This is a genomic window from Marinobacter sp. 1-4A, from assembly GCF_016597725.1.
In the GTDB taxonomy this organism is placed as follows: Bacteria; Pseudomonadota; Gammaproteobacteria; order Pseudomonadales; family Oleiphilaceae; genus Marinobacter.
The window spans coordinates 361,604-384,091 of sequence record NZ_VCGY01000001.1; the positions used below are offsets into that span (position 1 = coordinate 361,604).

The 22,488-nt window shown below is 53.0% G+C and carries 18 protein-coding genes; 5 read left to right on the forward strand and 13 right to left on the reverse strand.

Annotation, left to right across the window (positions count from 1 at the left end):
• Positions 1-71: 71 nt before the first annotated feature.
• Positions 72-1,460, reverse strand: a complete 1,389-nt coding sequence (cysS, locus tag FE845_RS01595; protein WP_200361346.1) for a cysteine--tRNA ligase — start codon at positions 1,458-1,460, stop codon at positions 72-74.
• A 24-nt stretch (positions 1,461-1,484) separates the two neighbouring features.
• Entirely contained in the window at positions 1,485-3,155 is a 1,671-nt protein-coding gene (locus FE845_RS01600; protein ID WP_200361348.1) for a glutamine--tRNA ligase/YqeY domain fusion protein, read from the reverse strand.
• 136 nt (positions 3,156-3,291) lie between these two features.
• Between FE845_RS01600 and FE845_RS01605 the strand changes: the two genes are divergently transcribed.
• Genes FE845_RS01605 through FE845_RS01615 form a run of 3 tightly spaced genes read left to right on the forward strand, consistent with a single transcriptional unit; the run spans position 3,292 to position 7,264 of the window.
• Positions 3,292-3,801, forward strand: a complete 510-nt coding sequence (locus tag FE845_RS01605) for a peptidylprolyl isomerase (protein ID WP_200361350.1) — start codon at positions 3,292-3,294, stop codon at positions 3,799-3,801.
• Positions 3,798-4,532 carry a UDP-2,3-diacylglucosamine diphosphatase gene (lpxH, locus tag FE845_RS01610; RefSeq protein ID WP_200361352.1) on the forward strand — a complete coding sequence of 245 codons (735 nt, stop codon included), beginning with the start codon at positions 3,798-3,800 and terminating at the stop codon, positions 4,530-4,532. Before FE845_RS01605 ends, lpxH begins: the two co-directional genes overlap by 4 nt.
• A 50-nt stretch (positions 4,533-4,582) precedes the next feature.
• The gene (locus tag FE845_RS01615; protein WP_200361360.1) at positions 4,583-7,264 is read left to right on the forward strand and encodes a mechanosensitive ion channel domain-containing protein; all 2,682 of its coding nucleotides are present in this window, start codon (positions 4,583-4,585) and stop codon (positions 7,262-7,264) included.
• A 27-nt stretch (positions 7,265-7,291) separates the two neighbouring features.
• Here the strand turns inward: FE845_RS01615 and FE845_RS01620 are convergent, their stop codons facing one another.
• The 3 genes from FE845_RS01620 to FE845_RS01630 form a co-directional block, all read right to left on the reverse strand.
• Positions 7,292-8,194 carry a hypothetical protein gene (locus FE845_RS01620; RefSeq protein ID WP_200361362.1) on the reverse strand — a complete coding sequence of 301 codons (903 nt, stop codon included), beginning with the start codon at positions 8,192-8,194 and terminating at the stop codon, positions 7,292-7,294.
• A 74-nt stretch (positions 8,195-8,268) separates the two neighbouring features.
• Positions 8,269-8,661: an acyl-CoA thioesterase gene (locus FE845_RS01625; RefSeq protein WP_200361364.1), complete on the reverse strand. Its 393-nt coding sequence runs from the start codon at positions 8,659-8,661 to the stop codon at positions 8,269-8,271.
• A 142-nt stretch (positions 8,662-8,803) separates the two neighbouring features.
• On the reverse strand, positions 8,804-9,574 hold the full coding sequence (locus tag FE845_RS01630; protein WP_200361366.1) for a ferredoxin--NADP reductase: 771 nt from the start codon (positions 9,572-9,574) through the stop codon (positions 8,804-8,806).
• A 144-nt stretch (positions 9,575-9,718) separates the two neighbouring features.
• Between FE845_RS01630 and FE845_RS01635 the strand changes: the two genes are divergently transcribed.
• Positions 9,719-10,603: a LysR family transcriptional regulator gene (locus FE845_RS01635; protein WP_200361368.1), complete on the forward strand. Its 885-nt coding sequence runs from the start codon at positions 9,719-9,721 to the stop codon at positions 10,601-10,603.
• A gap of 15 nt (positions 10,604-10,618) precedes the next feature.
• On the opposite strand, the gene FE845_RS01640 is transcribed toward FE845_RS01635, so the two are convergent.
• Positions 10,619-11,224, reverse strand: coding sequence for a tRNA-(ms[2]io[6]A)-hydroxylase (locus tag FE845_RS01640; RefSeq protein ID WP_200361851.1), 606 nt, complete (start codon positions 11,222-11,224; stop codon positions 10,619-10,621).
• A 214-nt stretch (positions 11,225-11,438) separates the two neighbouring features.
• Here FE845_RS01640 and FE845_RS01645 point away from each other — a divergent pair, with 214 nt between their 5' ends.
• Positions 11,439-14,033, forward strand: a complete 2,595-nt coding sequence (locus FE845_RS01645) for a bifunctional aconitate hydratase 2/2-methylisocitrate dehydratase (RefSeq protein WP_200361852.1) — start codon at positions 11,439-11,441, stop codon at positions 14,031-14,033.
• Positions 14,034-14,113: 80 nt separating this feature from the next.
• On the opposite strand, the gene FE845_RS01650 is transcribed toward FE845_RS01645, so the two are convergent.
• From FE845_RS01650 to mltG, 7 genes are all read right to left on the reverse strand, one after another.
• Entirely contained in the window at positions 14,114-14,860 is a 747-nt protein-coding gene (locus FE845_RS01650) for a sulfite exporter TauE/SafE family protein (protein WP_200361370.1), read from the reverse strand.
• A complete protein-coding gene (locus tag FE845_RS01655; RefSeq protein WP_200361373.1) occupies positions 14,847-16,982 on the reverse strand; it encodes a TRAP transporter permease in 2,136 nt (711 codons plus the stop codon). Before FE845_RS01655 ends, FE845_RS01650 begins: the two co-directional genes overlap by 14 nt.
• On the reverse strand, positions 16,982-17,989 hold the full coding sequence (locus tag FE845_RS01660) for a TAXI family TRAP transporter solute-binding subunit (RefSeq protein ID WP_200361375.1): 1,008 nt from the start codon (positions 17,987-17,989) through the stop codon (positions 16,982-16,984). The genes FE845_RS01655 and FE845_RS01660 overlap by 1 nt, the downstream gene beginning before the upstream one ends.
• 200 nt (positions 17,990-18,189) lie before the next feature.
• Positions 18,190-19,683 carry a sodium/proline symporter PutP gene (gene putP, locus FE845_RS01665; RefSeq protein WP_200361377.1) on the reverse strand — a complete coding sequence of 498 codons (1,494 nt, stop codon included), beginning with the start codon at positions 19,681-19,683 and terminating at the stop codon, positions 18,190-18,192.
• Positions 19,684-19,985: 302 nt separating this feature from the next.
• Positions 19,986-20,762 (reverse strand): helix-turn-helix domain-containing protein, encoded by a 777-nt coding sequence (locus FE845_RS01670; RefSeq protein ID WP_200361379.1) that lies wholly within the window; start codon positions 20,760-20,762, stop codon positions 19,986-19,988.
• Between the two features lie 38 nt (positions 20,763-20,800).
• Complete coding sequence (gene tmk / locus FE845_RS01675; protein ID WP_200361381.1) at positions 20,801-21,436, reverse strand: dTMP kinase; 636 nt, start codon at positions 21,434-21,436, stop codon at positions 20,801-20,803.
• Positions 21,433-22,485, reverse strand: a complete 1,053-nt coding sequence (gene mltG, locus FE845_RS01680) for an endolytic transglycosylase MltG (protein ID WP_200361383.1) — start codon at positions 22,483-22,485, stop codon at positions 21,433-21,435. The genes tmk and mltG overlap by 4 nt, the downstream gene beginning before the upstream one ends.
• Positions 22,486-22,488: the final 3 nt, after the last annotated feature.

Here is a 22,488-nt window from a genome sequence, read left to right on the forward strand (position 1 = left end):
GAAGGCCGCATTATACGGGAACTTCCCTACAAGGTCATTTCCCTGAGCACAACACGACCTTGGTATCGGCGTTAGCTACGCCGCCAACTTGTCCCCTCACGGGAGTCATCCAGAATAATGCCCTGCTCTGCCAGCTCATCACGAATGCGATCAGCGCCTGCAAAGTCTTTGGCTTTCCGAGCATCCGCACGGGCCTGGATTTTCGCCTCAATGTCTTCTGCAGTCAGCTCGCCAACGGTATCCGCCTGGAAAAACGCATCAGGATTTTGCTGCAAAATCCCGAGAACATCGCCAAGCCTGATCATTACCCTGGCCGCTTGCCTTGCTTCATCTTCACGACCTTCACGGCGGTGTTGATTTATGTCATTGGCAAGCCCGTGCAAAACGGAAATGGCACCCGGGCAGTTAAAGTCATCGTTCATTAACTCAACAAAGCGCTGGTCATGCTCTGTTTTCGGCACATCTTCTGAGCTCATCGGTTCTATGCCACGCAACGCATGGTAAAGCCGGGCCAAAGAACGCCCCGCTTCTGCAAGATTGTCTTCGGAATAGTCGACCTGACTACGGTAGTGGCTGGAAACCAAAAAGAAGCGGACTACCTCAGACGGATAAGTTTCCAGTATTTCCCGAATGGTGAAAAAGTTGCCAAGGGACTTGGACATCTTTTCCTTGTTCACACGGATGGCGCCCGCGTGCATCCAAGTATTCACAAACCTGTGCCCGGTGGCACACTCGGACTGGGCTATTTCATTTTCATGGTGGGGAAACATCAAGTCCGGCCCGCCACCATGAATATCAAAGGTATCACCGAGGCAGTGTGTCGACATGGCAGAGCACTCAATATGCCAACCAGGCCGACCATTACCCCAAGGCGAAGGCCAGCTCACTTCGCCTTCACCGGCTGCTTTCCACAACGCAAAATCCGCCGGGCTGCGCTTGGCTTCTTGAACATCAATGCGCGCGCCTGCCAGCAGGTCTTCGAGTTTTTTCTTGCTGAGTTTTCCGTAATCTTCAAAAGATTCTACGGAAAAGTACACATCTCGATTATCAGCCACGTAGGCATGATCGGTATCAATCAGAGTTTTAATCATCGCAATCATCTCAGCGATGTAATCCGTAGCACGGGGTTCTTTGCTAGGGGGTAGCACACCGAGTTTAGCTTCATCTTCGTGCATCGCGACAATCATGCGCTCGGTCAGCTCAGTGAACGGCTCGCCGTTTTCCTCAGCTCTGCGAAGAATCTTGTCATCAATATCGGTGATATTGCGAACATAGGTCACATCGTACCCGCGGCTACGCAAGTAGCGTGATACCACGTCAAACGCCACTAGCACCCGGGCGTGGCCCAGATGGCAGTAATCGTAAACCGTCATCCCGCACATATACATGCGAACCTTGCCAGACTCGATGGGCGTGAAGGTTTCTTTTTGCTGAGTGAGCGTATTATAAATCTTGATCAAAGCTGGTCTCCCGAATGCTATCCCTTACTTACCCCAGGAATCCCGCAAGGTAACGGTGCGATTGAATACCGGCTTGCCGGCTTTGGCAGTCAGTTCCTGATCGCAAAAGAAGTACCCTTCGCGCTCGAACTGGTACGGCAGATCTGCAAGCGGCTTTGCCAAATTTTGCTCTGCCCGCGCGCCCTTGAGAACCACCAGTGACTGTGGATTGACATGATCCAGAAAATCGCCTTCCTTATCGCTGTCCGGTGATTCGTGGTTGAACAGACGATCGTAAAGATTGATATCGCAATCCACGCTGTTGCTTTCGGACACCCAATGAATAACGCCATTAGGCTTATAACCCTCCGGGTTCACACCCAGAGTGGCCGGATCGTATTCACAACGCAGCTCAACAATCTCGCCGCTGGCATCTCTCACCACTTCTTTGCAGGTCATCACATAGCCACCGCGCAGGCGAACCGCTTGTTCCGGGGCCAGACGCTTCCACTTGCGCGGCGCTTCTTCAACGAAATCTTCCCGGTCGATAAACAGAGTCTGGCTCCAGATAACTTCCCTCTGCCCCATGTCCGGATTCTGCGGGTGCACCGGCAGCACCAAGGTTTCTGTTTTGTCAGCCGGATAATTGGTCAGTGTTACTTTTAACGGGCGCATAACACACATAGCGCGGGGAGCACGGGTGTTCAGATCTTCCCGGATAGCGAACTCCAGCATACCCATATCCACGGTGCCGCCGGCCTTGTTAACGCCGATCATGTCACAGAAGGTACGCAGGGATTCCGGCGTGTAGCCCCGGCGGCGCATACCGGAAATCGTAGGCATGCGCGGGTCGTTCCAGCCATCAACCAAACGCTCATCCACCAGACGCTTGAGTTTACGCTTACTGGTAATGGTGTAGTTCAGATTCAGGCGAGCAAACTCTATCTGCCGCGGCTGGCAAGGCGCGGTAATATTTTCCAGCACCCAGTCATAGAGGGGGCGATGGTCTTCAAACTCCAGCGTGCACAGGGAGTGAGTAATTCCCTCCATGGCATCGGAAATGGGGTGGGTAAAATCGTACATCGGGTAGATGCACCACTTATCGCCCGTCTGATGATGCTCGGCATAGCGAATACGATAAAGAATGGGGTCGCGCAGATTAATGTTGGGGGACGCCATATCAATTTTCGCCCGCAACACCAGCTCGCCGTTACGGAATTTTCCGTCACGCATGTCACGGAAAAGCGTCAGGCTTTCCTCAACAGGGCGATCGCGGTAAGGGCTGTTTTTGCCCGGCTCTGTTAGAGTGCCACGGTACTCCGCCATTTCTTCCGCAGATAACGCGCACACATAAGCTTTGCCCTTTTCAATCAATTCTTCGGCAAAGTAATAAATGGAATCAAAGTAATCAGAGGCATAACGCACATCTCCATTCCAGGTATAACCCAACCATTCAACGTCCTGCTTGATGGCATCGATATACTCCTGACTCTCCTTCTCCGGATTGGTGTCGTCAAACCGCAGATTGCACACACCGGAAAACGTCTGGGCAATACCAAAGTTAAGGCAGATGGATTTCGCATGGCCAACGTGCAGGTAACCATTGGGCTCAGGCGGGAAGCGGGTCACAACCTGACCGGTATGCTCGCCTTTGGTAACGGCGTCTTCAATCAGGCTCTGAATAAAGTTATGGGCTTTCTTCGGCTCGGCGCTCATACAATCTCTGTTAAAAGAAGTGGGTCGTAAACCGGCTATTATACTCACAAATTCGGGCCGGACTCATGCATCACCGGAAACTCTTGAGTACAATACCGGCTTTAACCGATTCTAACCCTACGAACAGGAAACCCTGATGATTCTGCTGACAACCAATCACGGCGATATCAAGCTGGAACTGGACTACGAAAAAGCACCCGAAACCGCCAAGAATTTTGAGCAGTACGTCCGTGACGGATTTTATGACGGCCTAATTTTCCACCGAGTTATCAGCAACTTCATGATTCAGGGCGGTGGCTTTGAGCCCGGCATGACCGCACGCAAAACCCGTGAGCCTATCAAGAACGAAGCCGATAACGGCCTGAGCAATATGAAAGGCACCGTTGCCATGGCGCGCACCATGGACCCTCACTCAGCCTCGGCGCAGTTCTTTATTAACGTGGAGAACAATGGATTTCTGGATCACACCGCAAAAAATGCAGAAGGCTGGGGCTACTGCGTGTTCGGCAAGGTCGTAGAAGGCATGGAAACGGTTAACGCAATCCGGGCCGTGCGCACAACCATGAACGCGGGTCATCAAGATGTACCCTACGAAGACGTAGTGATTGAGAAAGCCAGTGTTGTAGAGGACGGAGGCGCGGCGTGACCACGCTGTTTATTTCCGATCTGCATTTGGAAGAGACGCGCCCCGACATCACCGGGGCGTTTCTTCGTTTTCTTGAAAGTAAGGCTCAAGGCGCCGAGCAGCTATACATACTTGGCGATTTCTTTGAAGCCTGGATCGGAGACGACGAGCGCACCCCGCTGCAAGATCAAACTGCAGAAGCACTGCGTGCTCTTAGCGACAGTGGCACACGCATCTTCCTAATGCATGGCAACCGGGATTTCCTGCTGGGCGAGGAGTTTTGCGCCCGCGCGGGCGCTGCCTTACTTGACGACCCCACGCTTATCGATTTATACGGCACACCTACCTTGCTCATGCACGGCGATAGCCTTTGCACGGCTGATGTAGAGTACCAAAAATTTCGCGCAAAAATGCGCAACCCCCAGATGCAAAAGATGCTTTTGGCCCGCCCCCTCGAAGATCGCCAGCAAATGGCGCGGCAACTGCGGGAAATGAGCATGGCAACGAACCAAGGCAAAGCAGAAGACATTATGGACGTTACGCCTGATGACGTTGTGCGCACCATGGAAGTTTACAAGGTGCCGCAGTTGATTCATGGCCATACCCACAGGCCTGCCGTACACAGCTTAGAAGTAAACGGCGAAACCGCTAAGCGGATTGTTCTGGGAGACTGGGACAAAAACGTTTGGTGGCTGGAGGCAACCCCCGGGCAAGAGCCTGAGCTGAAAAAGGCCGCGATCTCAAGTTTCTGAAACCCGCCTGCTTAGAGGTTCGGAGGCGCAACCTACGAGGATTGCAAAACATGAAGCAGCGCCCGCCCCGCTATACTATCCTGACAACCTTCCTGACCCGTTTGCTCCTAATCTGCATGCTGGCATTTTCTGCGCAAGCCGAAGAATCTGGTGACGCCGCCAAGCAATCAGGTGAAGTGCAGGAGCAAAACGATAACAAAGAAGAAAAACCGGAAGAAGCTCGCCCAGCCGTTCAACCGGAGCTGGAAGCCAGCACGGACACCCCACCGGAAATAAAACTACCAGACACCGTTGATGCCGACATACAGGAGCAGGTTCGGGCACTACAGGCCTCGCTCGAACAGCGTCAGGCGGCAGTCAGGGAAAGCCGGGGACGGCTATCCTACGCCGAATCCATTCTGACTCGACTGAAGGACGAGTACGAGAGCTTTGAGCTGAGGCTTGAAAAAGCTGGACTGAACCTAACGGCTAACTATGCGGAACTTTTAAAGCAGCGACTGGAGCGCTTGCAAAGGCAAAGCATTGCAGGCGACTTAATTGAAGGAATAGAAGACAAACTCTCCACAGCCCGGGAAGAGCAATTAAGGCTGGAAGAATTTGAAGCTCTGGCAGAGCCGGATGAGGGGGCCGGAGGGCAACTGAGAAGCCGCCGCTCCAAGCTGCTGCGCGCGCTTCATAAAGCAGTCACTGAGCATATAGACGTGCTCAATGACTACTACAGCACAGTGACAACGCTTCAGGATCAGGTACAGGACTACCAAAAGCTATTGCAGCAACGCTTGTTTTGGCTTCCGAGTGCCGAGGTTATCAACGCAAACACAGCGGGCGAGCTTTATCAGTCCGCAAAATGGTTTGTTGCACAACTCCGCTTCAATGCATTGGGCGAAGCCATTACGCAATCGGTAAGCGTCCGCGGAGGCCGCATTGCGCTGCTGCTTTTGCTCTTAACAGTGCTTCTGGCAAAGCGCAGGGCCATTATCGACAATCTACTATCCAACAGCAGCCATATCGGAAACGTTGGCCATGACCGAACGGCGTTTACGCTTCTGGCGCTGGTGAACACGATTCTTCTGGCTCTACCCGGCGTTCTGACCTTCGCACTTGCAGCGCTGCTTCTCATGGAAGGAAACGCATTTTTCTCGGCACTTTCTAAAGGCTTCACAGCAGCCAGCTTTGTCATGTTTTTGCTCGCGTTCATCCGCAATATTGCCCGAAAACAGGGACTGGGAGAAAGCCACTTTCACTGGAACACCAACTCCCTGCTGGTTATCCGCCGAGAATTGCCTCTACTAATGGCCTTTGTAATCCCCGTTGTGGTTATCACAACCTCCGCCAGCTCAACACCAGAAGGCGCAAGATTTGATGACAGCCTAGGCAGGCTTCTCTTCACTCTGGTTTCCATCGCGCTCGCTGTCTTTGCTCAGCGTATAATGACGAGCGTAAGAGCCTACAAATCCCACGGGCGCTTTCTGCTTTTCTTGCATGTTATTGCAGTTGCGGCGCCTCTAGTGCTGGCATCCGCATCACTGATTGGGTACCACTACACAGCCCTGCAACTTGAGCGCAATTTGTTCATCACAATTTGCTGGCTAGCTTTTAATTCACTGCTCTACTACACCGGCTTGCGCGCATTGTCTGTGCGTGAGCGCAGGCTTACTCTTGAGCGTTTGAAGGAGCAGCGAGCGGCAGAGCGCAGATTGGCCGAAGCCCGGGAGGCATCGGATTCCACCGGAGACGGCACTCTCCCCAATCTGGACATGCCCGAAATGGATCTAAAAGATATCAGCCAGCAGAGCTCTTCCCTGCTGCGCATACTTGTGTCTGGCTTGTCTGTGACCGGCCTGTTGTTTCTCTGGGCCAGCGTTATCCCTGCATTGCAGTTGTTTAACGAGATTACCCTGTGGACGATCGCGACGGACCTGCAAGGTGGCGACCCGCTGCCCATAACACTCGCCGACGCCCTACTCGCGGTTTTGGTAGCCGCTGGCACAGTGCTCGCAGCGAAAAACCTGCCCGGAACTCTGGAAGTTACAATACTGAGCCGGATGAATCTGGAGCCCGGCTCTGGCTACGCCATCACCACAATCACCACCTACATTTTAGTGTTTTTGGGCGTGATCACCTGCCTTGGAGTCATTGGCGTGCAGTGGTCAAAATTGCAGTGGCTGATTGCCGCCCTCGGGGTGGGCCTTGGTTTCGGGCTGCAAGAAATCGTTGCCAACTTTGTATCGGGCATCATTCTTTTATTCGAGCGCCCTATCCGGGTTGGCGATACGGTCACGATTGACGGCATTACCGGCACCGTTTCGCGCATACGCATTCGCGCTACAACGCTGGTGGACTGGGACCGCAAAGAGCAGATTATTCCCAACAAAACCTTTGTGACCGAAGACCTCACCAACTGGACGTTGTCAGACCCTATTACCCGTGTCGTCCTCCGTGTAGGCGTTGCCTATGGCACCGACGTAGATAAGGTTCAGGACATACTGACCCAAGTTGCCCACGATAATGAGCGAGTTGTGGATGACCCTGCACCTGCGGTTTTCTGCGTCGGCCTTGGAGATAGCAGCATCAACTTTGAGGTTCGGGTTTTTGTGAAAGACCTGCTGGACATCATGCCGCTTTCCCATGAAATACACGCTGCCATCACAAGAGCCTTGATGGAAGCCGGTATAAATATCCCCTTCCCGCAGCGGGATATTCATGTTCGAACCTTGCCAGAGGCCCGGTAAAGAGTTGCTTACCAGTGCGCTTGCTCGCTAATGGGCAGTATCTGCTGCGGGGCTGGCAACGCCGTCCGGCTCCTTGTAGGTCTCGAGGCGCTTCAACCAACCTTTCAGCCAGCGTGTCCTCTCAATAGGGCTGTCTGCATTTTCAGCCCTTTTAGTCAGCACTCTGGCGGCCGCTTCCCGGAAGCGCTGCAGTGTTGTAACTTCAGGATCAGGCTCCATGGCCAAAAGCACCTGCGTGAGCCCCCAACCCTCTCCGTTGTAGCGCTCTGCCTCTGCAAGACCTTCTCCCTTGAAATTAACGTAATCCACCAAAGCATAGATACCGCCCGGAGTTGCGCTTAGGGCGTCCAGATCGGCATTCAGTTGTGCTTTCCTGTCTTCAGATACCGACTCGACAATCTTCACAAACGAAGCCTGTGCGCGCCGGACAATAAAATCTGCCTGCATACCCTGAGTGCCTGCCAGAAACTCCCGAAGCTCGGCAACCCTGACTGAATTTTCCACAGCCTCGAACGAGGCTTTGTCGGGCCAGGGAGCATCAAAGGGCTCAAGTTTCCTGAGCCATTCAGGCACAGATGCCTGGCGTTGAACCATGTATTGGATCAGCTTGGGAAAACTCTCCACAAAGGGTTCGTCTACACCTTTCGGGTACCATATAAAGTGCCCGATGCCCAACGACGGAAACGCCTCTCCATCGTTCCAGTGAACAAGGCAACGGAACTCTCCGGCGCACTCATTGTGAAAAATCTGTTGCCCCACCCAGTCCATTTCATCCGGTTCAAGCGCCAGTAAAACATCCTTTTGCACACCCTCTTCCGCGGCTCCCTTTAACTTGGTCCCATCGGCATCCACCGTTTGCGAAGCGGGATTACAACCACCAATGAACAGAGCGGCCGATAACACAATCAATGCGAATCTTCGGTTAATCACTGGATCACCTCGTTATATCGGTGGGCTATGGGTGAATGTATGGGCAAAGCTTGCCAATTGGGCTGGCGTCAAACTTATTCGGCAAGGTGCCGCGACAATTCGGCACGAATGTCATCGGGGATAGCAACTGCCTTTTCTGAAGCGTAATCGAAATGGATCAGCACCGCCGTGCCTCGTGCAATCAGCTTTCCATCCTGCCAAGCTTCCTGAACGGCCTGAAATGAGCTGTTTCCTATTTTGCCAACACCTGTACGAACCTCTACAGGCAAGTGCCAATAACTCTGCGCAACAAAATCGATTTCCACCCGGGCTATAATCAGAGGCCAGCTTTTCACATCCAGTGTTGGATGAAAGATTTTAAACAGCGGCATTCTAGCTTGCTCAAACCAGACCGGCAGCGTGGTGTTGCTGATGTGACCCAGTGCATCTGTATCGCTGAAACGGGGCTGAAGTTCGTAGTAAAACATACCGTCTTTCCTGTTTGTTAAAACCGACTACTATACAGGGTTCGAGACCCCATAAAAAAACCCGAAGGCTCGCCCTCGGGTTTTTCATTTCAATCTTCTTAGTAGCCGGCATAGGGCAAACTAAACGCCTGCGAGCTTCGCTCTATTTCTCCACAAACGCCCGCTCAATCACGTAGTGCCCCATGTCACCGCCTCTGGCCTCTTTAAAGCCCATTTCATCAAGAATGGAGCAGGTATCCTTCAGCATGCTCGGGCTTCCGCAGATCATGAATCGATCATCTTCAGGGTTTAACTTAGGCAAACCAAAATCACTGGTTATCTTGCCACTCTGCATGGCCCGAGTAAGCCTGCCCTCGTTGCGGAAAGGCTCACGGGTAACGGTTGGGTAGTATTCCAGCTTACCTTTAACCATCTCACCGAAAAACTCGTTTTCAGGTAATTCTTCAATTTCTTGTTGATAGGCAAGCTCTGAAACATAACGCACGCCGTGGGTGAGGATAACTTTATCAAAGGCCTCGTACACTTCAGGGTCTTTGATGATGCTCATGAACGGCGCCAGCCCGGTACCGGTACTGATCAACCAGAGATTTTTCCCGGGCAGCAGGTTATCCAAAATCAGAGTTCCGGTAGGCTTGCGACTCACCAGAATTTCATCACCGACCTGAATCTTCTGCAAACGGGACGTTAACGGGCCGTCTTGCACCTTGATTGAGAAGAACTCTAGCTCTTCTTCGTAATTTGCACTGGCGATGCTGTAAGCACGCATCAGCGGCTTGCCTTCAGACTCCAGACCAATCATTACAAAGTGGCCGTTTTTGAATCGGAATCCAGGGTCACGGCTGGTCTTGAAGCTGAACAGGGTATCGTTCCAGTGATGAACGCTGGTCACTGTTTCTTTTGCCAAGTTACTCATGAAAACCTCTTGCCTGTCCGGTTCGCTATTGACGGCGAATGTTGCAAATATGAATTGCCTAAAGTCTATCCCATCTCTAACCTATCGATGAAATGGGATATTCCCATAACCTTATTCGGCTACATCGATTTAGAGCATTTTGTTATGAAATACAGCTTCCGGCAACTCGAAGTCTTTTTAGCGGCAGCGCACTTCCAAAATATTACCCGTGCGGCTGAATCGCTGGCTATGTCTCAGTCTGCTGCTAGCAGCGCACTCAAAGAACTGGAAAACCAGTTTGATATCCAACTGTTTGATCGTGTTGGCAAGCGCCTGCAGCTGAATGAGCTCGGGCGGCTATACCGACCCAAGGTAGAAGCTGTGCTGGCTCAAGCGACGGAGCTGGAACAGGCTTTTAGCAAACATTCCGAAGTTGGCGCATTGAAAGTTGGCGCCACCTTAACAATAGGTAACTATCTGGCCGTTGGCGTTATGGCCCAATACATGAATACCCCTACTCAGCCCAGAGTGTCGTTGGAGGTGGCCAATACCAGCACCATCGCGCGCCGCGTCAAAGACTTCGAACTTGATATCGGCCTTATCGAAGGCGAACTGCAATCATCAGAACTTGAAGTCTTGCCTTGGCGCGGCGATCAATTGGTAGTGTTCTGTTCACCTTCGCACCCATTGGCGAAAAAAGGAACATTAACAGACGAGGATCTTCGCGATGCGACCTGGATCATGAGGGAAGAAGGCTCCGGAACTCGCCAGAGCTTTGATCGCGGCATGCACGGCCTACTTCCAAACCTAAACGTACTGCTGGAACTGGAACATACAGAAGCCATCAAGCGGGCCGTGGAAGCGAATCTGGGCATAGGCTGCTTGTCGGAGGTGGTACTTGAAGATGCTTTCAAGCGCGGCAGCTTGGTGCCACTGAAAACGCCCGAAAGCCGGAACTTTGAACGCCAGTTCTATTTCATACTGCACAAACAGAAGTACCGGAGTGCAGGCATTGATGCATGGATCGGGCTGTGCCGTGCGCTTGCCTGACTCTCTTCCCAAATGTCAGCTCACCGGCCCGCTGTGAAAGCGGAACTCGCTATCCGGTTCCAGAATGAGCTGCCGTTCAATTGCCGTGAACTCTGCAACCCGCTCATCTACCGGGCCTTGATTGGCCTGTACAGCCAACTCCAGATAGTCCCGGTAATGGCGCGCCTCGGACTTGAGCAAGCTGCTGTAGAAAGCCGCCAGTTCCTCATCCAAAAAGGGAACCAGAGCGGCAAACCGTTCACATGAGCGGGCCTCGATGATAGCACCCACAATCATCACATCCACCAGCCGCCCGGGGTCATCCGTGCGCACCTCCTTACGTAAGCCTGCGGCATACCGCGCAGGAGTCAGGTGGCAATAGGCCACGCCGCGCTTATCAATGATCGCCAAAACCTGCTCGAAGTGGCGCAATTCCTCCCGGGCCAACCGGGACATTTTATTGAGCAGATTGCTGTTATCAACATAGCGGTACATCAAGCTGAGCGCTGTAGAGGCGGCTTTTTTCTCGCAATGGGCGTGGTCTATCAGCATCAAATCCTGATTGGCCAGCGCGTTATCAATCCATTGCTGCGGCGTAACGCACGGCAAAAACTCATGGATTTCTTGGAGCGCTTGGGTCATGGAATCGGTTTTTTGGTTCATAGAAGCGGCAACGTCAATTCAAAGGGCCGGCGATTATAGCGCAGCTATCAGCTTTCTCCGACCTCTGTCCAGCTTAACTTTATAAGGGCTTTCCTATAGAATGCAGCGCCAACTTACGGTCTTTCCGCCATAAAACTCCCGCCAGGCGTATTGCCAAATGTGCGGGACATACCAACTGATGAGGGTTCATATCGTGTTAGAAGCTTACCGTGAACACGTTGCAGAACGTGCTGCCCTGGGCATCCCCCCCAAGCCATTGAACGCCGAGCAGACTGCAGCTCTGGTTGAACTTTTGAAAAACCCACCAGCCGGTGAAGAAGAAACTCTGGTAGACCTGCTGGAAAATCGTATTCCGCCAGGTGTAGATGAAGCCGCTTATGTAAAAGCTGCTTTTCTGAGCGCGATTGTTAAAGGCGAAGCCTCTTCCCCTCTGATCGACAATAAAAAAGCGGTACAGCTGCTAGGCATGATGCAGGGTGGCTACAACATTTCCACGTTGGTTGACCTACTGGACAACGCCGAACTGGCAGAGTTGGCCGGTGAAGAGCTAAAGCACACACTGCTGATGTTTGACGCATTCAACGACGTTAAAGAAAAAATGGATGCTGGCAACGCTGTTGCTAAATCTGTTGTTGAGTCCTGGGCCAACGCCGAGTGGTTCACTAACAAAAACAAGGTTTCTGAAAGCACCAAGATGGTGGTATTCAAGGTTACCGGCGAAACCAACACTGACGACCTGTCTCCGGCTCCGGACGCCTGGTCCCGCCCGGACATCCCGCTGCACGCCCGCGCTGCTTACAAAATGGAACGCGATGGCCTGAAGCCGGAAGAGCCCGGTGTTACTGGCCCTATGAGCCAGATTGATGAAATCAAAGCCAAAGGCCTGCCAGTTGCTTTCGTTGGCGACGTTGTCGGTACTGGCTCTTCCCGTAAATCTGCTACCAACTCGGTGCTGTGGTTCTTCGGCGAAGACATTCCAGGTGTGCCGAACAAGCGTGCCGGTGGTGTTTGTATTGGTAACAAGGTTGCCCCGATCTTCTTCAACACAATGGAAGATGCGGGCGCGCTGGTATTCGAAGCACCTGTAGACAACATGAACATGGGCGATGTTATTGAAATCCGCCCATACGAAGGCAAGATTTTGAACGAAGCCGGCGAAACCATCTCCGAGTTCGATTTCAAATCTGACGTTATTCTGGATGAAGTTCAGGCTGGCGGCCGTATTCCTCTGATCATCGGCCGTGGCCTGACCGCCAAGGCGCGCGCAGCGCTGGGTCTGGGCGCAACCGACCTCTTCCGCCTTCCAAAAGATCCGGAAGCTGGAACCAAAGGCTTTACTCTAGGCCAGAAGATGGTCGGCAAGGCTTGTGGTCTGGAAGAAGGCCAAGGCGTTCGCCCCGGAACCTACTGCGAGCCACACATGACCACCGTGGGTTCTCAGGACACAACTGGCCCGATGACTCGCGACGAACTGAAAGATCTGGCGTGTCTGGGCTTCCAGGCAGATCTGGTTATGCAGTCTTTCTGTCACACGGCGGCCTACCCGAAGCCGGTTGACGTTGAGATGCAGCACACCATGCCAGACTTCATTCAAACCCGTGGCGGTGTTGCCCTTCGTCCTGGCGACGGCATCATCCACTCCTGGTTGAACCGCATGCTACTGCCAGACACTGTTGGTACCGGTGGTGACTCCCACACCCGCTTCCCAATGGGCATTTCTTTCCCGGCCGGTTCTGGCTTGGTCGCTTTTGCTGCAGCAACCGGCGTTATGCCTCTGGACATGCCTGAGTCCGTACTGGTTCGCTTTAAAGGCGAAATGCAGCCGGGTATCACGTTGCGTGACTTGGTACACGCCATTCCTCTCTACGGTATCAAGCAAGGCATGTTGACCGTTGAGAAGAAAGGCAAAATCAACGAATTCTCCGGCCGCATTCTGGAAATCGAAGGCCTTGAGAACCTGACCGTTGAGCAGGCATTCGAGTTGTCTGATGCGTCTGCCGAGCGCTCCGCTGCGGGTTGTACCATCAACCTGTCTGAAGAGTCTGTAGCAGAGTACCTGCGCTCCAACATCACTATGCTGCGCTGGATGATCGCTGAAGGTTACGGCGACCCGCGCACTCTGGAGCGCCGTGCACAGCAGATGGAAGAGTGGCTGGCCGATCCGAAGCTTATGCGTGCTGACAAAGACGCTGAGTACGCACACGTTGTAGAAATCGACCTGGCGGATATCAAAGAGCCGATCGTGTGCTGCCCGAACGATCCGGACGACGCACGCTTCCTGTCAGAAGTGGCTGGCGACAAGGTAGACGAGGTATTTATCGGCTCCTGCATGACCAACATCGGTCACTTCCGTGCCGCTGGTAAGTTGCTTGAGCAACATAAGGGCAACCTGAGCACCCGTCTGTGGATGTCACCACCCACCAAGATGGACCAGGCCCAGTTGATGGAAGAAGGCTACTTCAACATCTACGGCACGGCCGGTGTTCGCACCGAGATGCCGGGTTGCTCCCTGTGCATGGGTAACCAGGCGCGTGTAGCTCCCAAGTCTACCGTTCTGTCTACATCTACCCGTAACTTCCCGAACCGTCTGGGCGATGGCGCAAATGTGTACCTGACGTCTGCGGAACTGGCAGCTGTAGGCGCAATTCTAGGCAAACTCCCTACTCCTCAGGAGTACATGGAGTACGCAAAGGATTTGAACAGTATGTCTTCAGAGATCTACAAGTATCTGAACTTCGACCAGATGGAGAACTACACCAAGAAGGCTGCTGAAGCGAACATCGCATAAGCAATAACCTTTAAGGGTTAGCTCCACGAAAAACGCCAACCTCCGGGTTGGCGTTTTTCGTGGCCGCACTCTCTGTTTCGTTAGTAGAACACCAGCCGAACCAGTATTGCGCCCGCCATAAACAAGGTAATCCACTTTACCCATTGCGCGCCCTTCTCACTCAAATTCACTTTAACGGCCACAAACGCGCCCGTGATGTTGCCAGCGGCGAGAACCAAGCCCATGCCCCACCGAACTTGATCATTAATGGCAAACACCATCAAAGCTGGGACGGTGTATAACAAAATAATAGACACCTTGAAAACATTGACCTGCCGAAGATCTATGCGCAGCATGCGGTACAAAACAACGATAAACAGAGCGCCTACACCCACCTGAATAAAGCCGCCGTAGACGCCAATCAAAAACATGGCGGCATAAATAACCGGTCCAAGCCGCTCTGGTGTTAGCGGATTGGTATCCAGCTTGGGCTGGGGCAGCAGCATAAACACAGACGCACCAATCATGGCAGCGATCAGCACCACCTCAAATACGGCATCAGCGACCCAGGTCGCTATCCAAGCCCCTAATAGCGACCCTAGAACAGCTGGCACAGCCAGATGCAGGCTTACCCGAAGATTGCCATGGCCGAGGCGTTTGAAGCCCGCCACCGCTGTTGTGCTCTGCAGAATGATTGCAACCCTGTTGGTGCCGTTGGCTACCTGTGGCGGCAAACCCAGAAGCATTAAAAGCGGCAGAGTTAGCATAGAGCCGCCAGCCGAAAGCACGTTAATGAACCCTGCAATACCGCCAAGCGCCAGCAGTGCCATTACATCAAGCGCTGTCATGCTGCGCTCGACTACTCCAGACCAACACTGCAAGAAAAACAATCAGCCCCGCACCATCAACCAATATCTGGCCATGGGGCCATAGCATAAGGGCGCCGAGGGGAAACATTAGAACCCGCACCAGCAGGTTGAGCTTGTGCTCAAGATAGCCTTCAAGGCCTGCAATAATGGCGTAGATACCAAACAGCCCAAAACAGAACACCTGAATCATTTCGGTGAAATCGCCAGTAATAAGAGGTGAGTAGGCAAACAGCAAAGGCACTATATACAAACCCTTGGCAAGCTTCCAGGCGGTAAACCCAGTGCGCATCTGTGGCGTTCCCGCAATAGCGGCAGCAGCGAAGGCGGTCAAACAAACCGGTGGCGTAACGTTGGAATCCTGCGACAACCAAAAAATAATCATGTGGGCTGCCACCAACAACATCGAAAGAGCTGCCGGAGATAACGCCTGTTCCAAAAGTTGGCCACTAAAGGTGTCTGGCACCAGAGCGAGCATCTCGCGGGCGGTTGCCACATCCATAGGCGCGTCTAACAGCGGCAGGCGCTCAGGGGCGGCAAGCATAAAGATGGCTTTCGCCTGATCCGGTAAATTGCCGTTTACCATGAGCTCCACCAACTGGCTTTGAGCGATGAGGTTGTAAATTGCCGGTGCCGAAAGTGTCGCGAGCACAATATAGGCAGCGGTTACAGGCAGCCCCATCCCCAAGATGAGCGAAGCCAAAGCCACTAGAAGGATGGTAATTAACAAACTTCCACCGGCCCAGTCGGTAATCATCAGCGAAAAGGTATTGCCTATACCCGTAGTGGACACAACCATCACAATGAGGCCCACTGTGATCAACAATATCGCAGTAGTGGTGATATTTCGGGTACCCATCGCCAGAGCGTCGAGGATATCCCTAAACCCCATAGGGTTCTTTGAAAGCCAAGACGCAACGATAACCGACACAATGGCTATCCCCGCCGCGTAAGTTGGAGTGAATCCATACACAAGGGCCGCAACCAAAACGATCAAGGGCAAGAGAAAATGCCAGCCACCTTTGAGAACGTCTTTGAGTGACGGTGCGGCGTCGTCTTCCAATTTGACTGCATGGCTACGCTTGGCCTCAATACGAACAAACATGGCTACGGAAATGAAATACAGAAGTGCAGGCAGAGCCGCAACGCCAATAATGGTGAGGTAGGACACCTGAGTATACGAGGCCATGATAAATGCCCCTGCCCCCATCACCGGAGGCATAAGCTGGCCACCTGTGGAGGCTGCCGCTTCTACACCGGCCGCAAAACGCGCTGGAAAGCCCGCCTTCCGCATCAGCGGAATGGTAATCACGCCGGTAGAAACCGTATTGGCAACACTGGAGCCAGAGACTGACCCCATAAGGCCGGAAGCAAATACCGCGACAAACCCAGGGCCACCCACAAAACGCCCCGCCGCGCAGCGCGCCAATTCTATGATGAAATCCCCTGCCCCAGACTTAACCAGAAAAGCACCGAATAAGATGAACATGAACACGTAGGTCCAGGAAATTCGGGCGATGGAGCCTAACATTCCTTGGCCGCCGATATAGGAACGATACAAAACCGTTTCCCAAGACAAGCCGGGGAAATTGAAAATACCGTCAACATACTGACCCCACCAAGCCACATAGGTTAACGCCACCACACAAAGAACGGGGATAAACCAGCCCACGGTGCGGCGCGCCAGCTCCAATATCAGTGCGACTGATACGATGGATACAAGCCAGTCGCCGGTGTCAAAATTAAACCCTCGCTGATACAAATCATCCTCAAAGATGATCAGGTAAAAAGCACAGGCAAGCGCGGTAAACCCGAGCATAAGGTCAATGCCAAGCACAAACCGCTGCCCGCTGGCGGAGCGGGCCTTAAGCATGGGCGTGGTCAGAGTACAAATCAGTCCAAAGAGGCCGAAGTGTAGAGCAGAACTCCACAACTCCGACAGGGTGGAGAGCGTGTTGAAGTAGAGGTGAACGAGAGCCGTTGCAATTGCAAGCCAGAAGACCACCGGCCCGATTAGCCGGTGCTCTAAACGCTCAGCCGCCTCGCTTGCGCTCTCGTCACGAACCGCAACGACAGGCTCGTTATGTGTATTATCTGCCACCATTACTGCGCAATCAGACGATCAGGAATCTTCAACCCTTGTTCCTTATAGAAACGCGCCGCGCCGGGATGGAGTGGCATAGGTAAGCCAGCAATCGCTTTTTCCAGAGCCATCGCCTTGGTTGCCGGGTGGATGTTGTTTAGGAAAGGTAGGTTTTCATAGATGGTTTTGGTGATTTCGTAAACATCGTTTTCTGACACATCGTCGCGGACTGCCAGAATGTTAGGCTGCGCGATGGTGTTGATGTCTTCGTCTTGCTTCGGGTAGGTGCCCGCAGGAATGGTGTAGGCTGTCCATAACTCGAAATCACTGTTGACCTGTGCAATCTGCTCCGGCGTGAAATCCAGAGTAGTAATCTTCTCACCCATGTTGGCGTACGCTCTTGTCACTGCCGCTGCGGGTACTCCAGCCGGTATGTTCATCCCATCAATATTGCCATTCTGTAGAGCATCCGCGCTGGGGCCGTAGCCTTGATAAGCAAGGTTGACCTTCTCCAGATCAACCCCGACCTTACCCAGAATGAAACGGCCGGAACCTTCGGTACCTGAGTTTCTAGCGCCAATGGAAAAGCTCTCTCCATAGAGATTTTTCATATCTTCAATGGTGCCTGTTTTCGTAACCTTATTAGTCACTACAAAATGCTCGACGTTCTGCCAAAGCATAGATACGGAACGCAGGTTTTTATAGGCCTTGGGGACAGGCCCAGAACCATTCCACGCGTATGCACCGTAAAGCCCTTGGAGAATACCGAATTGAATCTGGTCTTCGTCCATCAGTTTCAGGTTTTCGCCAGAACCCGCAGAACTGATTGCAGACACCGAAATATTGGTTGAGGGCTCAAGCTTCACCTTGATAAGTGTTGAAATAGCCACGCCTACGGGGTAGTAGGTTCCACCCGTTGTCGCTGTACCCATAACGTAGTTGCCCTCGGCCTGAACCCCGGCCGACAACGTAACCATCGCAGCTGCCAACAGCCCCGATGCACACTTCAACATCTTGTTCTTTCTCATAAAACCGCTCCATTTTTCGTTGTTTTTAGCACATTCGTCTGAATCTAGCCCATTAAAGATAGTCCCTAGTGTCCCGTCTGGCGAATTCCTTAATCTACCGAACCACAGAAGACTTTAAGAGTTGCGCACTCGAGGCAAAAAAAGGGCCCCCGCAGGAGCCCTTTTTTCATTTTTAACGTCTTGCTCTCTAGTTCAACTGCTTAGCTATGATCGACTGCCTGATACTCATTGGCATCAGAAGTAGCAAGGCTCACCACCACGATAGCAATGAAGGAGGCTACGAAGCCAGGCATGATTTCATAAACGCCGGGGCCACCCATGAACTCACCGTTCCAGCCCAAGGATACCCAGATCATTGCGGTAGCTGCACCTGCGACCATTCCCGCCAGTGCACCGGCACCGTTGGTGCGCGGCCACATGAGTGCGAGAATAATCAGGGGTCCAAACGCCGAACCAAAGCCCGCCCATGCATTGCCAACCAAACTCAAAACGTTTGAGTTTGGATCAGAGGCGATAACAGCAGCCACAAGACCAACCAAGACAACACACATACGACCAACGTTTACACACTCGCGGTCACCAGCTTCTTTACGCAGGAACAAGCGGTAAAAGTCTTCTGTGAGTGACGAAGATGCCACCAGAAGCTGGCTGGAGATAGTACTCATAACGGCGGCCAACAAGGCTGCATACAGGAAGCCTGTAATCAGCGGGTGGAACAGCAAGTCTGCAAGAATGATGAAGATGGTTTCGGGATCGTCAATTTGCATGCCATTGCGCACGGCGTAAGCACGGCCGAATATGCCCAGACCAATCGCGCCAATCAGGGAAATTGCCATCCAGGACATACCGATGTTGCGAGCAGTCGGGACTTCTTTTACTGAACGGATTGCCATGAAGCGAACAATGATATGCGGCTGGCCAAAGTAGCCCAAGCCCCAGGTCACTGCTGAGAGCCATCCAATAAAGGTAAGTCCTTCAGTCCAGGAAAGCAGAGTGGGATCCACCTCATTCAACGTTGCTGTCGCCTGAGCAAAGCCGCCACCGCCTTCGCCAAACAGAACAACCGCTGGCATAAGAACCAGCGCAACCATCATGATGCAACCTTGAACAAAGTCGGTCATGCTCACAGCCAAGAACCCGCCAACTACGGTGTAGGCAAGCACGACGCCCAGCGTGATGACGATACCTACGCCATAATCACCCATACCACCGAAGTTGAAAATTCCGGCAAATGCACTTTCAAACAGCTTGCCACCTGCTACCAGACCCGAGGCTGTGTACACCGAGAAGAACACAACAATAACAACGGCTGCTACCGTTCTAAGTGGTAGTGCCTTGGTGGGAAAGCGGTTGGCCAGAAAGGCCGGGATAGTCAGTGCGTTACCATAATGGACTGTCTGTGCACGCAATCTGGGTGCAACGAGAACCCAGTTAATAAATGCACCAACAAACAGACCAACACCGATCCAGGCCGAAGCCAGACCCGATACGTACATCGCACCCGGAAGACCCAGAAGCAACCAACCACTCATGTCCGAAGCGCCTGCAGACAAGGCTGCTACCTTGGGGCTGAGCCCCCTGCCCCCAAGCATGTAATCCTCGGATGAGGAAGTCGATGTGCGCATCGCAAAAAGGCCGATGCCAATCATCACCGCAAAATAAGCAAATAGACTAATCCAAACACCAATAGCCATGGAACTCCTCCGGTTTAATGAGTCGGATTATATCCGCTCGCAAAGCACAGATCTGGCGCGGGCGCCAGCTTACTGTGTCATTCTTCTTGTTTACTGGGATGCCTTTCGAACTCGAGCGAGGCAACGTGTCGCACTCTTAGCCTTAACTATAGTTAAGTATTGCCAATTTGCGACCGCCCCGACCAACAGATCGACAGGACGGGATTTGACACAACAAGCCTAGTATTACTACGTATTTGCGGCTTACAAAATCCTACGATTCTTTTATAGAATTCTACGGGATGGGTTCATTTCAAACTCGGCTAGGCGACACTGTCACGGGCTTGCAGTCTCGTGGGGGTAGTACCCTTATGTTTGCGCAACGCATTGGTCAGGGCACTTTGAGACGAGAAGCCGACACGATAACTGATTTCCGACACCGAAAGCGACGTTGAGGCCAAAAGATTAATGGCCTGATTAAGCCGGGCTTGTAACAAGAATTGGTGCGGCGTAGTTCCGACCACTTCACGAAATACCTCGTGAAAGCGGCTTACACTCAAACAGGCCTCACTGGCTAATTCCTGTACGCTAATCTTACGGTGGAGATTGGCTCGTATGTAACGCTGCATGGCGTCTGGACTGAGACTGTGGCGATTGGGCACGACCTTAGGGTCTACAACTCTGTCAGCCATGCAATAGAGGATACTAGCGGCAAGATGACCGTGCATTGCAAGATTGCCGGGCGACCGATCAAACTCGCCAGCCGCAAACTGAACCAACCCCTGCAAACTGCTGTCCATCTGGATCGTTCGGGGCTTTTCGAACACACGAACCATGCGCTCATAGTCGGCATGGTTCGGAGTAGTCATAGCGGGAGTGGAAGGGTCAAGATTGATGACCATCACGTGGTTTTGCTGATCACCGCAGTAGTCATGCTTGGCTTCCGTGGGCACCAAACAGGCCTTCCAGGTGTCAAGATGAGAGCCAGTTCCGTCAACACTCAAATCTGCTTCACCCTGAACACCGATGACTATCTGGTGATGTTCATGACGGTGCTGGTGAGATGCGATTGGGAGCTTGAGCAAACGGGCATCCAGCATAGACGCAACCGGAACCTTTGAGTGAGAATGTAACTCAATTAAAGCAGATCTGACCCGAACTTGCACATAAGTTCGCGAATACTGGCACTGACTTGCTCTATCGAGCCCGCTGCGTCCACGACATTGTAGCGGGAAGGTTCAGCTCCAGCGCGGGCCAGATAGGTATCGCGAATACGCTGAAAAAAAGAAACCGCCTCTTGTTCGAAACGATCCAACTGCCCCCGATGCCTCGCCCGGATCATGCCGGTTTCGACCGGCGCATCCAATAACACCACGTGATCTGGGCGTATCTCCCCCTGCACAAACGTTTCCAATAGGGCAATACGCTCGCTCGACACGCCACGCCCACCACCCTGATAGGCAAATGTGGCATCGGTAAAGCGATCACAAAGCACCCATTGCCCCTTCTCCAACGCTGGAAGAATAAGCGTATGCAAGTGCTGTGCGCGGGCAGCAAACATCAATAGCAGTTCGGTGAGATCGTTCACCGGCTCGTCCCGGGGCGCCAAAAGCACTTCTCGAATCGCTTCCGCCATGGGCGTGCCACCCGGCTCTCGGGTCACTATGCAGTCAACCCCCAGTTCTTTAAGGGTTTCAGCAGCGTTCGTGATCTGGGTAGACTTGCCCACACCCTCGGTTCCCTCGAAGGTAATAAAGCGGCCACGGACAGTCATTTGTTCTCATCCTTGTCGGGAGCAGGTGAAGACCGGTAATCCGACCGGCGGTTGAGCTGAAACGCACGAACGGCTTTTTGGTGCTCAGCTAAGGTGTTGGAAAACTTATGGGTACCGTCACCGCGAGCAACAAAATACAAAGCCTTACCAGAGCCCGGGTGCAAGGATGCATGTATGGCTTCACGGCCCGGCAACGCAATGGGTGTGGGGGGCAATCCGCTAATGCGGTAGGTGTTATATGGCGTGTGGGTGCGCAAGTCTTTGCTGCCTATGCGGCCTTTGTACTTATCGCCCATGCCATAGATTACGGTGGGATCTGTCTGCAACCGCATGCCCTTTTGCAGCCGCCGGACAAATACGCCCGCTACCTGATCCCGCTCGTGGGGAGCACCGGTTTCGCGCTCTACAATGGAGGCCATAATCAAAGCCTCGTATGCACTGTTGTAAGGCAGGCCCTCGGCCCGGCTCTCCCACTCCTCGGCAAGCACAGATTCCATGCGGCGAAAGGAACGCCGGAGCAAATCAAGGTCCGATTCGCTGCTGGTAAACAGGTAAGTGTCGGGGAAAAAACGCCCCTCGGGATGCTCTCCCTCAGCGCCGACAGCTTCCATTATTTGAGCATCCGACCATTCAGACGTAAGCTTCTCGAGGCGCTCAGTGGCCGCGAGGGCTGAGCGCATGTCACGGAAGGTCCAACCCTCTATAAATTGCACTGACCAATGCTTGGTATCGCCCGCGACCATTTTCGCTAGCATGGCTTCAGCACTCATGCCATCGGTAAACTCATACTCTCCTGCCTTTATTCTGGCCTGCTCCGGAAACAAACGACCGTAAATTCGCACCCACAGGCTATCTTCCACAAGTTCGCGGGTGTGCAACTGCCGGGCCACATCGTTAAAAGCTGTGCCACTAGGAACATCAAACAGCACCGGCTCGACTAAAGTAACCGGCTTTGACAGTGACCCAAGCCCCCGCCAAACCCATAGCCCCGTGCCCGCACCAACGAGCACGGCAGCACAAATTACCGCGATAAAAAGTTTCTTGAACAAACG

Coding starts and splice junctions, on each gene's coding strand:
- FE845_RS01605 (WP_200361350.1), top strand. CDS start 3,292: ATGATTCTGCTGACAACCAATCACGGCGATATCAAGCTGGAACTGGAC.
- FE845_RS01625 (WP_200361364.1), bottom strand. CDS start 8,661: ATGTTTTACTACGAACTTCAGCCCCGTTTCAGCGATACAGATGCACTG.
- FE845_RS01660 (WP_200361375.1), bottom strand. CDS start 17,989: ATGAGAAAGAACAAGATGTTGAAGTGTGCATCGGGGCTGTTGGCAGCT.
- tmk (WP_200361381.1), bottom strand. CDS start 21,436: ATGACTGTCCGTGGCCGCTTTATTACCTTCGAGGGAACCGAGGGTGTG.
- FE845_RS01640 (WP_200361851.1), bottom strand. CDS start 11,224: ATGACCCAAGCGCTCCAAGAAATCCATGAGTTTTTGCCGTGCGTTACG.
- FE845_RS01655 (WP_200361373.1), bottom strand. CDS start 16,982: ATGGTGGCAGATAATACACATAACGAGCCTGTCGTTGCGGTTCGTGAC.
- FE845_RS01630 (WP_200361366.1), bottom strand. CDS start 9,574: ATGAGTAACTTGGCAAAAGAAACAGTGACCAGCGTTCATCACTGGAAC.
- FE845_RS01670 (WP_200361379.1), bottom strand. CDS start 20,762: ATGCTGGATGCCCGTTTGCTCAAGCTCCCAATCGCATCTCACCAGCAC.
- FE845_RS01635 (WP_200361368.1), top strand. CDS start 9,719: ATGAAATACAGCTTCCGGCAACTCGAAGTCTTTTTAGCGGCAGCGCAC.
- putP (WP_200361377.1), bottom strand. CDS start 19,683: ATGGCTATTGGTGTTTGGATTAGTCTATTTGCTTATTTTGCGGTGATG.
- FE845_RS01615 (WP_200361360.1), top strand. CDS start 4,583: ATGAAGCAGCGCCCGCCCCGCTATACTATCCTGACAACCTTCCTGACC.
- FE845_RS01600 (WP_200361348.1), bottom strand. CDS start 3,155: ATGAGCGCCGAGCCGAAGAAAGCCCATAACTTTATTCAGAGCCTGATT.
- FE845_RS01650 (WP_200361370.1), bottom strand. CDS start 14,860: ATGACAGCGCTTGATGTAATGGCACTGCTGGCGCTTGGCGGTATTGCA.